Source organism: Gordonia sp. ABSL11-1, assembly GCF_030315685.1.
Classification (GTDB): Bacteria; Actinomycetota; Actinomycetes; order Mycobacteriales; family Mycobacteriaceae; genus Gordonia.
The window spans coordinates 285,975-298,681 of the sequence record NZ_JASXSI010000003.1 but is presented as its reverse complement, the minus strand read 5'-3'; the positions used below and the strand labels follow the sequence as shown (position 1 = coordinate 298,681).

At 67.5% G+C, this 12,707-nt stretch carries 11 protein-coding genes; 3 read left to right on the top strand and 8 right to left on the bottom strand.

Annotation, left to right across the window (positions count from 1 at the left end; genetic code table 11):
* Positions 1-80 precede the first annotated feature (80 nt).
* On the bottom strand, positions 81-1,085 hold the full coding sequence (locus QSJ19_RS05345) for a LacI family DNA-binding transcriptional regulator (RefSeq protein WP_286318808.1): 1,005 nt from the start codon (positions 1,083-1,085) through the stop codon (positions 81-83).
* A 92-nt stretch (positions 1,086-1,177) separates the two neighbouring features.
* On the opposite strand from QSJ19_RS05345, the gene QSJ19_RS05340 reads away from it, so the two are divergent.
* A complete protein-coding gene (locus tag QSJ19_RS05340; RefSeq protein ID WP_286318807.1) occupies positions 1,178-2,302 on the top strand; it encodes a Gfo/Idh/MocA family oxidoreductase in 1,125 nt (374 codons plus the stop codon).
* The gene (locus QSJ19_RS05335; RefSeq protein ID WP_286318806.1) at positions 2,302-3,084 is read left to right on the top strand and encodes a TIM barrel protein; all 783 of its coding nucleotides are present in this window, start codon (positions 2,302-2,304) and stop codon (positions 3,082-3,084) included. Before QSJ19_RS05340 ends, QSJ19_RS05335 begins: the two co-directional genes overlap by 1 nt.
* On the opposite strand, the gene QSJ19_RS05330 is transcribed toward QSJ19_RS05335, so the two are convergent.
* Positions 3,065-3,964: a LysR family transcriptional regulator gene (locus tag QSJ19_RS05330; protein WP_286318805.1), complete on the bottom strand. Its 900-nt coding sequence runs from the start codon at positions 3,962-3,964 to the stop codon at positions 3,065-3,067. The two genes, QSJ19_RS05335 and QSJ19_RS05330, sit on opposite strands and share 20 nt — an antisense overlap.
* A gap of 137 nt (positions 3,965-4,101) precedes the next feature.
* On the opposite strand from QSJ19_RS05330, the gene QSJ19_RS05325 reads away from it, so the two are divergent.
* Complete coding sequence (locus tag QSJ19_RS05325; protein WP_286318803.1) at positions 4,102-5,364, top strand: MFS transporter; 1,263 nt, start codon at positions 4,102-4,104, stop codon at positions 5,362-5,364.
* 4 nt (positions 5,365-5,368) lie between these two features.
* Here QSJ19_RS05325 and QSJ19_RS05320 read toward each other — a convergent pair whose 3' ends face one another.
* The 6 genes from QSJ19_RS05320 to QSJ19_RS05295 all read right to left on the bottom strand — a co-directional run bounded on the left by QSJ19_RS05320 (position 5,369) and on the right by QSJ19_RS05295 (position 12,638).
* Positions 5,369-6,568, bottom strand: a complete 1,200-nt coding sequence (locus QSJ19_RS05320; RefSeq protein WP_286318802.1) for a fatty acid desaturase family protein — start codon at positions 6,566-6,568, stop codon at positions 5,369-5,371.
* Positions 6,569-6,638: 70 nt separating this feature from the next.
* Positions 6,639-7,952 (bottom strand): fatty acid desaturase family protein, encoded by a 1,314-nt coding sequence (locus QSJ19_RS05315; RefSeq protein ID WP_286318800.1) that lies wholly within the window; start codon positions 7,950-7,952, stop codon positions 6,639-6,641.
* 168 nt (positions 7,953-8,120) lie between these two features.
* A complete protein-coding gene (locus QSJ19_RS05310; protein ID WP_286318798.1) occupies positions 8,121-9,197 on the bottom strand; it encodes a GNAT family N-acetyltransferase in 1,077 nt (358 codons plus the stop codon).
* Between the two features lie 40 nt (positions 9,198-9,237).
* Entirely contained in the window at positions 9,238-10,368 is a 1,131-nt protein-coding gene (locus tag QSJ19_RS05305; protein ID WP_286318797.1) for a ferredoxin reductase, read from the bottom strand.
* A 110-nt stretch (positions 10,369-10,478) separates the two neighbouring features.
* Positions 10,479-11,045: a DUF6912 family protein gene (locus QSJ19_RS05300; RefSeq protein ID WP_286318795.1), complete on the bottom strand. Its 567-nt coding sequence runs from the start codon at positions 11,043-11,045 to the stop codon at positions 10,479-10,481.
* 69 nt (positions 11,046-11,114) lie between these two features.
* Positions 11,115-12,638 (bottom strand): wax ester/triacylglycerol synthase domain-containing protein, encoded by a 1,524-nt coding sequence (locus tag QSJ19_RS05295; RefSeq protein ID WP_286318793.1) that lies wholly within the window; start codon positions 12,636-12,638, stop codon positions 11,115-11,117.
* Between the last annotated feature and the right edge of the window lie 69 nt (positions 12,639-12,707).

Sequence of the window (12,707 nt, the reverse complement as noted above, 5' to 3'; positions counted from 1 at the left end):
GAAGGAGTACCCGCGACGCGCATCCATGGGAGAGCGCCTTTGCGGCGCGGCAATTCCTCCTGCAGTATCAGGGCCGGTCGTCAGCCGCGCGCAGGCGCTGTCGTCGCCCGCACGACAAGCCGAGGCCGCCGGACGATGCGAGGCGGCGGGCCGCCGTCGATCATCCCCAGCGCACCCGCGACCGCGTCCGCGGCTAACTCGCCCGCATCCTGCGATACGGTCGTCAGCGGCACCGGCGCGCGGGATGCGAGTCTCGCGTCGTCGTAGCCGATGACCGAGACATCGTCCGGCACACGTGATCCGGTTCGGATGAGCACATCGATCACGCCGGTGGCGCACTCGTCGTTGAACGCGACGACAGCGGTGGGCGACTCGTCGGCGGCCAACAGATCACGCATTGCACGGGCACCGTCGATCTGTGAGAGACCGCCCGCGACGATCGACGACTCGGACGACAGGCCTCGCTCTCCCATCGCCGACGAGAACCCCGCACGACGGTCCGCTGCACCGGGAGCATCCCCGCCGTCGATGTGCACGATCCGCCGATGGCCCAGTCCCGCAAGATGATCGACGGCCAGTCCAACACCTGCGGTGTCGTCACTGCGGACATGACCGACCCCGGGCACGTTGCTGTCGCGGGCCACCACTACGACGGGAAGGCGATCGGCGAGTCCGGCGAGTGCGTCGTCGGACAGACGGGAACCCAGCAGGATTACTGCCTCACAGCGCTCCCGCACCACGGTGTCGAGAGCGGCAGCCTCTGATCGACTGGGCGCGACCGCACTGATCACCACGTCGTAGTCGACGCCGCCTGCCACTCGGTAGGTCTCCTCCACCAGGTCGCCGTGGAACGGCTCGCGGAGTTCGAACGTCACCCCCAACAGGCGCGACGACGCCTGCCGCAATTTCCGGGCGCGTTGATCCGGGACATACCCCATCTGGTCGGCGATCGACAGCACGCGCTCGCGGGTCTCGTCGCTCGCACCGGCCACTCCGCGCATCACGATGGATACCAGGGCCGTCGACACCCCGGCGGCCTGCGCGACATCGGCGAGAGTCACCCGCCCACCCCGTCTCGCACCCATCGCTTCCTCCTTGACCGTGTGTGAGTCAGGGCACTACTCTAACCTAGAACGTTCTACTATAACGTTCTAGTATTCGAGACCTCGGAGCCTTCATGACCACCAGCACCTCACCGTCCGCGCTCGCGTCCGGAGCCGGGATCGCCGCGCCGGTCCGCGTCGCCACCATCGGCGCCGGCCGAATCGGCAGCAGCCACACCGCCCTGATCGCCCGACATGTGCCGGATGCCGTCGTCACGGCGGTCGCCGATCCCGTCGACGGTGCCGCGGAGCGCCTCGCTGCCTCCGTCGGCGCGGGATTCGCGTCCACCGAGATCGATGATGTGCTCGGGTCGCCCGACGTCGACGCCGTGCTCATCACCGCACCCGCTCGCAGCCACAGTGATCTGGTGTGCCGTGCGGCGGCGGCCGGGAAGCACGTCTTCTGCGAGAAGCCGATGGCGGTGACCCTCGACGAGGCGGATCGGGCGATCGCCGCGGCCGCCGACGCCGCGGTGATCCTGCAGGTCGGGTTCAACCGGCGATTCGCGCCCGGGTTCGCCGCGGCCCGTCGGGCCGTCGACGACGGCCGGGTCGGCACCCCGCAGCTGCTGCGGTCCCTCACCCGGGATCCCGGTCCGTGGCAGGCTGATCCGGCGCGAGTACCGCAGTGGACGATCTTCCTGGAGACCCTGATCCACGATTTCGACACACTGTGCTTCCTGAACCCGGGCGCGCTCCCGGTGTCGGTGCACGCGTTCGCCGATGCCCTGATCCGTCCGGACGCGAAAGAATCCGGGGCGAGCGAAGCGACGGGAAATGTGTCCGGGGCGAGCGAAGCGACGGGAAATGTGTCCGGGCGTCTCGACACCGCGATCGTCACCATCGCCTTCGACAACGGTGCCATCGCCACCGCGGAGGCCAGCTTCTCCGCACTGTACGGATACGACGTGCGCGGTGAGGTCTTCGGTTCGGCCGGCATGGCCACCGCCGGCAGCGGCCGCACCACGGACATGACGTTCTACGGCGCTGCCGGGGTGGAGATCGACACCGCTCGTCGCGACACGATCCTGCTGCACGACGCCTACGTCGGCGAGCTCTCCGCATTCGCCGCCGCCGTCCGGACCGGCTCGGCCGCCGCGGTGTCCGGCGCCGACGCACGAACCGCCCTCCAGATCGCCCTGGCCGCCATCCGCAGTGTCGAGACCGGCACCACCGTCCGCATCGACGAGGTCCGCTGATGGGCGCCGCGCCGTATCGGCTGGCCGCCAGCGCCGAGATGCTTTATGTAGACCGTCCTTTCGTGGATCGGGTACGGGCGATCCACGACCGTGGTCTCCTGGTGGAGATCTGGGACTGGACCACGAAGGACATCGATGCCCTGGCGTCCACCGGCGCCGAGATCGTCTCGATGACCGGCTACGTGACCGGCACCCTCACCGATTCCGAGGGCATCTCGGCGTTCCTCGACTCGGCCGAGGAGTCCGCGAAGATCGCGGCTCGCCTGAATTGCCCGAGCCTCAACGTTCACGGCACCGGGCTCGGCCCCGAGGGACTACCGGTCGAACCGGTCGAGGTGGTGACCCCGGACATGTGGCTGACCGCCGCAGACACCCTTCGACGCCTCGCCGACATCGGCGAACGCCACGATCGCGTGTTCACGGTGGAGAACCTCAACCGGGCCGTCGACCACCCCGGCACCCCGTTCGCGACTGCTGCCGACACGATGGCTCTCGTGCGTGCGGTCGATTCCCCGCACCTGCGGATGAACCTCGACCTCTACCACGCGCAGATCGGCGAGGGGAACCTCATCGAACTCTGCCGCACCGCACTGCCTTTCGTCGGCGAGATCCAGGTCGCCGATGTCCCGGGCCGATGCGAACCGGGTACCGGGGAGATCAACTACCCGGCGATTGCCGCCGTGCTGAAAGAGGTCGGCTACACCGGGGTGGTCGGACTCGAAGGTTGGGCGAAGTCGGACCCGGATGCCGCTCTCGACGCCTTCACGGCGGCGTTCGCCTGACACCGACGGGCCGAGCCAGCTCGAGCACCGCGTCGAGCACGGCTCGGGCTGCCCGCGACGGCGTCCTCGTCGATGAGTGCGCGATCGCGATATCCCACATCAACGGCTTGTCGGTGCACGGCACGATGGTCGCCCCGGGCCACATGTGTGCCACCCCGAGCGGAACGAGTGTCACACCGAAGCCTTTGGCCGCCAGACTCATCCCGAAGAACTGGTCTGCTACCTCGATCACCGTCCGACGGTGCGGTATGTCGCGATCGACGACCGCGCGCGTGCCCCATCCCGGCGGATAGTCGATCATCCGCTCGTCGGCCAGATCGCTCGTCGTGAACGAACCGGCGAGAGCCAGTCGATGATCAGGGGCGCACACCAGCACCAGTGGTTCCCGCGCGAGCCGATGGACCGACAGCCCGGGGAGGTCGGCCGGATAAGCGCCGAGGAAAGCCAGATCCAATGTCCCGGAGCGGACGCCGATGATGTTCCCGGAGGTTCCGCGGGGGTTCTGCCGCATCGCGATCGTGATGCCCGGATGCCGACGGTGGATCTCGGCAAAGGCCTCCGCGAGATCGATGGACACAACGTTCACCAACGCCCCCACGGCGACCTCGCCGCGGATGTCGCCACGGACGCCGTCGACCGCATCGAAGACGTCTTCCCTCGACCGCAGGGCCGCGCGGGCCGGGCCCACCACCGCCCGTCCCGCGTCGGTGAGCACCAGAACCGTCGGCGTCCGGTCGAACAGGCGCTCACCGACCTCGCGCTCGAGCTTGGCGACACCCGTCGACACCGCCGATTGCACAACGCGCAGCGACCGCGCCGCCGCCGTGAACGTGCCCTGGTCCACGCAGGCCAGGAAGTACTCGAGGTGCCGCAGCTCCATGGCGCTCCGATCCCGACTCCCACGATCCCGACTCCCAAGCGTCCGAATCCGCGGGCTATCTCCAGCAGTGATGTCGGTATCGAAATCTATCGCTTTTCTTGAAGGTCCGACATGCGCAGGATGGGATCATGACGACGATGACCTCTCCTGTCGCGAAGGACTCCACCCGGCTCAGTCGACTCGTGGTGTTCCTGTTCGCCGTGACCGCGGGGTCGTCGGCAGGCTGTCTCTATTACCTGCAGCCGCTCTTGCACGAGATCAGCGTCGACTTCTCGATCTCGACGGCGACCGCCGGTCTCCTGGTGTCGGTGACTCAGGTGGGCTACCTGCTCGGACTGGCGTTCGTGGTGCCGCTGGGCGACTTCGTCAATCGGCGCCGACTGGTGACGGGCCTCCTCGCCGTGTCGTGCCTGGCGTTGGTCGCCGCCGGCCTGATGCCCGCCTACGGCGGTCTGCTGACGATGGTGTTCGCGGTTGGGGTGTCGGCATCGGCCGCGCAGATCGTCGTCCCCTGGGCTGCGGCGATCGCCGCGCCGGAGGAGCGCGGCGCCGTCGTCGGGAACGTGATGAGCGGACTGCTCATCGGAATCCTGTTGTCCCGCGTGCTCAGCGGCCTCGTCGCCGAGGTCGGCGGCTGGCGAGCGATCCTGTTCGTCGCGGCAGTTCTCCAGCTGACGATGGCGGCAGCGGTGTGGTTCCGGGCCCCCGGCGCACGCCCTGCGGCAGCTGGTTCGGGACAGAGCTATCCGCAGGTCCTGCGGTCGATCCTCACCCTCGTCGGAACCCACGATGTGCTGCGGCACCGGATGTTCCTGGGCGGATTGAGCATGGCGACGTTCAGCTGCATGTGGACGACGATCGCCTTCCTGCTCGCCGGCGCGGGCGACTCGAGCTATACGTACTCCGAAGCGGAGATCGGGCTGTTCGGTCTCGCCGGAGTCGCCGGGGCCCTCGTCGCCCCGGTCGTCGGCAAGCTCGCCGACCGGGGCTTCCTGCGGCACACGCAGTACGGGGTGTGGGGTGCACAGATCGTCGGCTGGCTGCTGCTCCGGGCCGGTGGCCATCAGGTCGTGCTGCTCGTCATCGCGTTGCTGGTCTTCGACTTCGGCGTCCAGGGCGTCCAACTGGCCAACCAGACCGGGGTCTATTCGCTCGACGGCGAGGCACGCTCGCGGCTGACCACCGCCTACATGGTCTCCTACTTCGCCGGCGGTGTGATCGGCTCATCCATCGGCGGCTGGGCGTACCAGAGCGGCGGGTGGACCCTGGTCTGCGAGATCGGGATCGGTTCCGCCGTCGTCGGATTCGCCGCTTGGGCGGTGTTCTCGTGGACCGAGCGCGCGCATCCGATCCAGGGCCGGGCCGCGCACGCCGAGTTGCGGGCGATGGCGCGCGGCTGACGGATCAGTTCCGCGACAACTTCTTCCGACGCAGTTCCGCGATGGCCGTCTTGAGGCCGCGGGTGGCCGGCATCCCGGCGAACCGGCGTTCGGACGCGGTCTCGGGTGCGTCGTCGGCGGTGTCGCGGAGGAACCGATCCGGCAACGCGAGCTTGTTGATGGTCCGCAAGGTCTGCATGTACTGCACGAACAGCGAACCGGTCGTGTACGGCAGGTCGTACTTGTCGCACAGCTCGCGAATCCGCACCGACATCTCGGCGTACCGATTGCTGGGCAGATCGGGGTACAGGTGGTGTTCGATCTGGTAGCAGAGGTTGCCGCTCAGGAACGCCATGGCGGGCCCGGCGTCGAAGTTGGCGGTACCCAGCATCTGCCGGAGGTACCACTGTCCCGGTGTCTCGTCGTCGAGCGAGTCGACGGTGAATTTCTCTGCGCCGTCCGGGAAATGCCCACAGAAGATGACGACGTACGCCCACAGGTTGCGGATGAGGTTGGCACTCAGATTCGCGGTCAGCGCATGGCGGAAGTTGGGACCGGTCAGGGCCGGGAACAGGACGTAGTCCTTGCCCACCTGGCGGCCGATCTTGCGCAGGAACAACTTGATCTGCGGGATCGCCTCTTCTTTGGGCTTCTCCCCCGCGATGACCTCTTTGAGGGCGAGGTCGTGCAGTCCGATACCCCATTCGAAGGTGGCGGCCAGCAGGACGTTGAACAAGGGCTGCAGCGCGCGTCGCGGCTCCCACGGTTCGTCCCGGGTGACACGCAGGATCTTGTAGCCCACGTCGTGATCCATCCCGACCACGTTCGTGTACTTGTGATGGATGTAGTTGTGCGAGTGCTTCCAGTGCGGCGACGCGCAGACCATGTCCCATTCCCACGTCGTGGAATGGACCTCGGGATCGTTCATCCAATCCCATTGCCCGTGCATCACATTGTGGCCGAGCTCCATGTTCTCGATGATCTTCGAGAGGGCGAGTGCGCCGGTGCCCAGCAACCAGAGCGACCGCTTGTGGCTGCCGAACAGCGCCAGGCGTCCGGCGACCTCGAGTGCGCGATGCGCAAAGATCGTCCGCCGCAGGTAGCGCACGTCGCGCACTCCCCGGTCGGCTTCGATCTCGCGGCGCAACGCGTCGAGTTCCGCGCCCAGCGCCTCCACGTCGGCATCGCTGAGGTGGGCGTAGGCATTGATGTCGGTTATGGCCATTGAACCCCATTATGCCCGCACCCCGACGCGACGGTCCGCGGACCGTCGCGTCGGGAGATGGTGCAGGTGATCAGGCGGCCCGCCGCTGTTCGCTGTCCGTTGCCACCCGGGCGCTCCGTCGACGTCCGCGACCACGTAAGGCGGTCATCGCCGACACGAGACCCTTGCGCCGACCGGTGGCCGGATCGAGTTCGGACTGCAGCCGAACCCCCTCGGGCAGGCCCTGCTTGAACCGTCGCTCGGACGCCGTCTCGGGCGCGTCGTCGGCGGTCGCCTTCAGATACTTGTTCGGCAGCGACAGCTTCGCGATGGTGCGCCACGACTTCGCATACTGCACAGGCAGCGACCCGGTCGTGTACGGGAGGTCGTACTTCTCACACAGCGCACGGACCCGCACGGAGATCTCGGGAAGCCGGTTGCTCGGCAGGTCCGGGAAGATGTGGTGCTCGATCTGATACGACAGGTTGCCGCTCATGAAGCCCATCACCGGACCGGCGTGGAAGTTGGCGCTGCCCAGCATCTGCCGCAGGTACCACTCGGCCTGCGTCTCGCTGTCCACATCCTGCTTGGTGAACTTCTCCGCGCCGTCCGGGAAGTGCCCGCAGAAGATGACCGCGTTCGTCCAGAGGTTGCGGACGATGTTGCCCATGACGTTGGCGGTGGCGGCCTTGCGGTAGGCCCGGCCGAACCCGACCCGACGGCCGGTCGCAGCACTCACCAGCGCGGGGTAGACCACGTAGTCCTTGGCCACCTGTTTGCCGACCTTCTTGCCGACATCGGCGAGGTCGCGGCGGAACTGCTCCTTGGCCTCCGGCGTCTTCCTCTTCTTCGCCAGCTCGAGATGCTGTGCGGCGACACCGTATTCGAAGAGTAGGGCCAGGATCGTGTTGTAGGCGAGATTACCCAGATAGAACGGACGCCAGCGCTGGTCGCGCGTGACCCGCAGCAGGCCGTAGCCCACGTCGTCGTCCATGCCGAGCACGTTCGTGTACTTGTGATGGATGTAGTTGTGGGTGTGCTTCCAGTGCGCCGACGGATCGGTGTTGTCCCACTCCCAGGTCGTCGAGTGCACCTCGGGATCGTTCATCCAGTCCCACTGCCCGTGCATCACGTTGTGGCCGAGTTCCATGTTCTCGACGATCTTCGCGACGCCGAGGGCGCCGGCACCGGCCCACCAGGCCGATCGCTTGGTGGAGCCGAAGATCAGGGCACGTCCGGCGAGTTCCATACCGCGCTGGAACCGGATCGTGTTCCGGATGTATCGCGCGTCGCGTTCGCCTCGGTCCGCCTCGATGTCGGCGCGGATGGCGTCGAGCTCGGCACCGAGCGCCTCGACGTCCGCCGGGGACAGATGCGCGTATTCGGGGATGTCCGTGATGGCCATATAGCTCCCTCGGGTCGACCTACCATTCCGTAACTTACGCAAGCGTAGGTTGCTTGGGCTGCGCCTGTCCACCCTTCGACGATACGGACCGACGAATGTGACCCATGACACTGCAGCGGGCGCGATCGCGTGTCGACACGCTCGCGAAGCGGTCAGATCGGAGTGCGATCAGGGTCGCAGGAGTTCGTAGCCGACGAGGTCCTCGAACACCCCGTCCGATCGTGCGGCGAGCGGTTGGGTGCCGAACCAGCGGAATCCGGCGGCCTCGGCGAGCGCTTTGCTACCGGTGTTGCTGTCGGCGGCGAACAGCGTGAGCCGCCGGAGACCGAGCACATCGAAGGCGTGCTCGACGACGGCCGGGAACGTCTCGCCGAGCGCTCCGACCCCCCGCGAGTCCGGATGCGTGTAGAAGCCCGCCTCCGCCCCGGTCACCTCGTCGATGTCGAGGAGCGTGATGTCACCGAGGTACACGTCGTCGGCGGGGTCGGTGACGGCCCACGTGCACGTCTCCCCGCGCGCGGCGGTCCACCACTTGCGGGTCCGCTCGGCGGCCGCGTGCTCGATGGTCAGCGGCGAGGGGCGACCGAAGAGGTACTTGCGAGACACCGGATCGTCGAGGGTCTCGCGGATTCGTTCGTCGTCCTTCTCCGCGAGAGGTCGAAGCCGGAATCGTTCGGTCTCGAATGTCGTTGCCCACCAGGCGCTCTTGGGATCAGCGGTGTCGTCCGCACGGATCGAGCCACACCAGGCATCGCGCAGGTCGCCGCGCAGGTCGAGCAGGTCCGGGACCCGCGCGTGGAGGGTGAAGCCGCATGCGTGGGCCACCCGTAGACTTGCGAGGTTTCCGACGGGCGCCTTCCAGTGCACAACCCGCTTGCCCGCCCGCTCGAACGCGTACGCCAGAGCCAGTTCGGCCGCCCGGCGCATCAGTCCTCGGCCGCGCGCATCGGGGTGCAGCGCGAATCCGATGTCGGCGACCACGCTTTCACCACGGATGTCGACGTTGCCGACGAAGCGACCGTCGTACTCGATCGCCCAGCTCATCGCCGATCCGCCCGACCATCCCCGCGGGACGCTCTCGAACACGAACTTCTCGGCATCGGCCCGCGTATAGGGCGTGGGAACCGTTGTCCATCGGCCCATCTCGGGGTCCGAGGCCATCTCGAGCACCCGGTCGACGTCGCCGGCGCGGTGCCCGCGCAGCGTCACGACGTCATCTCGTAGAACGGGAACATCGGTGCACATCCGACACAGCTTATCGGCAGGCGCGATTGGCGCACGGTACTCACACGTCGAGAGTGCAATCCCCCGCAGCAGCACTGATACATGTCTGGATGCGTTCACCCTCGACGTGCTCGACACCGCTCCGCAGATCGCGGACACAGCCCTTGTCCAGCATGACGACGCAGCTCTGACAGATGCCCATCCGGCACCCGAACGGCATCAGCACCCCGGCCTGTTCGCCGGCCTCGAGAAGGGTGGTCGCACCGTCGACCTCGGCGGCCTGACCCGTCCGGCCGAAGGTGACGGTCCCACCCTGGGCGCCGACGGCGCCGCGTTCGAGGGCGAACCGCTCGATGTGCAGGTGCGACGCCACATCGGCATCGGTGTACATGCCGTGTACCGCATCGAGGAACCCGGTGGGGCCACAGGCCCAGGTCTGGCGTTCACGCCAATCGGGGACGAGCTGCGCGAGGCGGTCCGGGCCGATCTTGCCGTCTGCCCTCGTGTACTGGATGTGCAGATCGATGACCCCGGCCGACGCCAGCTCCGAGAGTTCCTCTGCGAACATCAGATCCGCGGGCGTCGGAGTCGAGTGCACCACGCGGATGTCGGTCGACTGCCCACGGTGCTCGATCATGCGCAGCATGGAGATGATCGGGGTGATCCCGCTACCCGCTGTGGCGAAGAGGATCTTCGACGGCAGCGGGTCGGGCAGGACGAACTCACCCTGCGGGGCGGCCAGCCGTACCACGGTGCCCTCTCGGAGACCGTTCACCAGGTGGGATGACAAGAAGCCCTCGGGCATCGCCTTGACCGTGATCGAGATCGTTCGCGTGGCGGAGTCCCCGGTGGCGCGTTCCACGCCCGGCGCCGACGTGAGCGAATACGAGCGCCAGGTCCAGCGGCCCTTCATCAGCACACCGATGCCGACGTACTGCCCGGGCTCGTAGTCGAACGAGAATCCCCATCCGGGACGGATACGGATCGTGGCCGTGTCTTCCGTCTCCGGAGTGACCGAGACGACCTTGCCGCGCAGTTCGCGGGCCGACCAGAGCGGGTTCGCGAGGTGCAGGTAGTCGTCGGGCAGGAGCGGGGTGGTGATGCGCGAGAACGCCGCTCGCGCCCAGTGCGCGGCGCGACTGCGGGCGGCGACGTCGGCCACCGGTTCTTCGAAACGCTCGAGCCAACCCACTTGAGCACCACCTCACTCACCGCCGGATGCGGCGGACAGCCAACTTACGCTTCCGTAGGTTACGCGACCGTCGGCGGAGTGCAACATCGCCCCGGCAGTGGGACGGTTCGTCAGAGCAGTTCGAGCAGAAAGGGCAGTTCCTGGGTGGCGTACCACGCCAGATCGAAGTCCTCGACGTCACCGACGGCGAGTTCGGCGTCCTGGTCGCCGAGATCTGCGGCGTCGATGACGACGACCGCGGCCCGGACCTTGTCCTCGGCCTCGGCGACGTCGACGTGCACCGACGCGATGTCGTCGATCGGCACGGGCCCCCCGATCCGCACGACGGCATCATCGAGTTCCGGATGCAGGGTCACGGTGTCGACGTCAGCGGCGACGACCACCCGACGTGGCGGAAGGCGTGGCGTGTCACCGGGTTTCGTGGTCGCCTCGTCGGCGACCAGCTCGGCGTCGGCGAGGGCGTCGCCCGGTTCTGGCGCCTCGCCGGCGAGCAACCGCAGTGATGCGCGGGCCGCCTCGCGCATGGCCACCTCGGACAGTTCCTCGTCGTCACCCGAACGGAACGACTCCCGCAGCGTCGGCGTCAGCGCGAATCCGGTGCCACCGCGCGCCCGGAACTCACCCGTCTCGGTGAGTTGCATCAGCATCGCCAGCGTCGCCGGTAGATACACTCTCATCGCACCCATCCCCTCACCATCGACTCCAGCGCCAACCTTAGCCGCCGCAGCCGTCGCGCCCCGCGCACGTCACTTCGTGACGAGAAGTTCCTCGAACGACTCGGTCACATACTCGGTGAGCGCGGGGAGATCACTCATCACGCCGCGGTCGGCGATGAACGCGAACTGCAGGTTGTCGTGATAGTCGGTGATGGTGATCGCGAGAGCACGCTGGGCCATGAGCGTCGGGATCGCATACATCTGAGTCACCACGCAGCTGCCGACGTACTTTGCGGCCACCGGGGTAGTGCCCATCGCGACCGGCACGTTGTAGTTCCGCCGGTTGAGACTGCGGAACGCCCTCGAACTCAGCTCCGGGAACGGCACCACACCCAGCTCGGGCAGCAGCGGTTGTGGTCCCATCGATAGTCGCCGCGACGACTGCGCATACCGATTCGCCAGTCCGGCGACCTGGGCCAGCCGCACAGTCGGATTATCCTCCCCCACAGGAAGATCCGTGACAAAGCTGGGCTTGCCGACGGTGATCCACCGTCCGTCGGACTCGGCTCGTCGTTCCACGGCGGGGTCGCGCGCCGACAGCGGCAGGACCACACGTACCGTGTCGCCGGCACGGACCGACTCGTCGTAGGACAGCATCCAGCGGCGCATGACACCGGAGATGATCGCGAGCTCGACGTCGTTCACGGTGCAGTCGTAGCGATCGGCGATCTTGGCACAGCCCCGTCGCGGGACCGATGCCACCGCGAAGCTGCGCGTCGACGTCGTGGCGCTGTTCAGCGGACTCGACGGGGCCGAATCGGTGATCTGCTGGACCACGTTACCCACCCGGCGCAGTGCACCCTCTGCTGTACCGCGGATGTCGGCGATGATCGAGTTGCCGTGCACCACCGAGTCGACGAGATCGCCGGGCCGCGACAGCGCCTCGGCGAGGGCACCGAGCGCCAGATGTGCGGTTCCCGGCGGCGCGCCCGGCATCCACAGGTCCTCGGCGAGCATCTCGACCGCGCGCGTCTCGTCGCAGATGACCTCACTGATCTCGCGGGCGCCGCCGCCGTCGACCAGGCAGCGGTGCGTCTTGGTGAGGATGGCGAGCCTGCCGTCGGGCAACCCCTCGATCAGATACATCTCCCACAACGGCCGGGTGCGGTCGAGCGGACGCGACATGACCCGCGAGATCAGATCCTGCAATTGTGCGGTGTCGCCAGGTCGGGGCAGGCCCGAGCGCCGGATGTGGAAGTTGATGTCGAAGTCCGGGTCATCGACCCACACCGGCCGGGCCAGCCCGAGGGTGACCTCGCGGACCACCTGCCGATAGCGGGGCACCAACTGGAGGCGATTCTCCACGAGCGCGACCAGCCGCGGGTAGTCGAGCGGCAGAACCGTGGGGCGCTCGGATCCGGCGTCCGGGGTGGCTCTCGCCGAAGGCGACTTCTTCGCACCGGTGTCCGCGGTCTTCGTGCTGCGCGAGGAGCGCGAGGCGGTGGCGTCGGATCCCTGCGGATCGAGGATCAGCAGCGCTCCGAGGTGTGTGGTGGACCCGGACTCGTCGAGGAAGTAGTACATCGCGTCGCGCGGGGAGAGTCGGTTCACCACATCGATGATCGTAGTGCCCCGGGGATCTGCAACCCGATGCAACGGTTGACCCACCACCGCGGCGGGAGT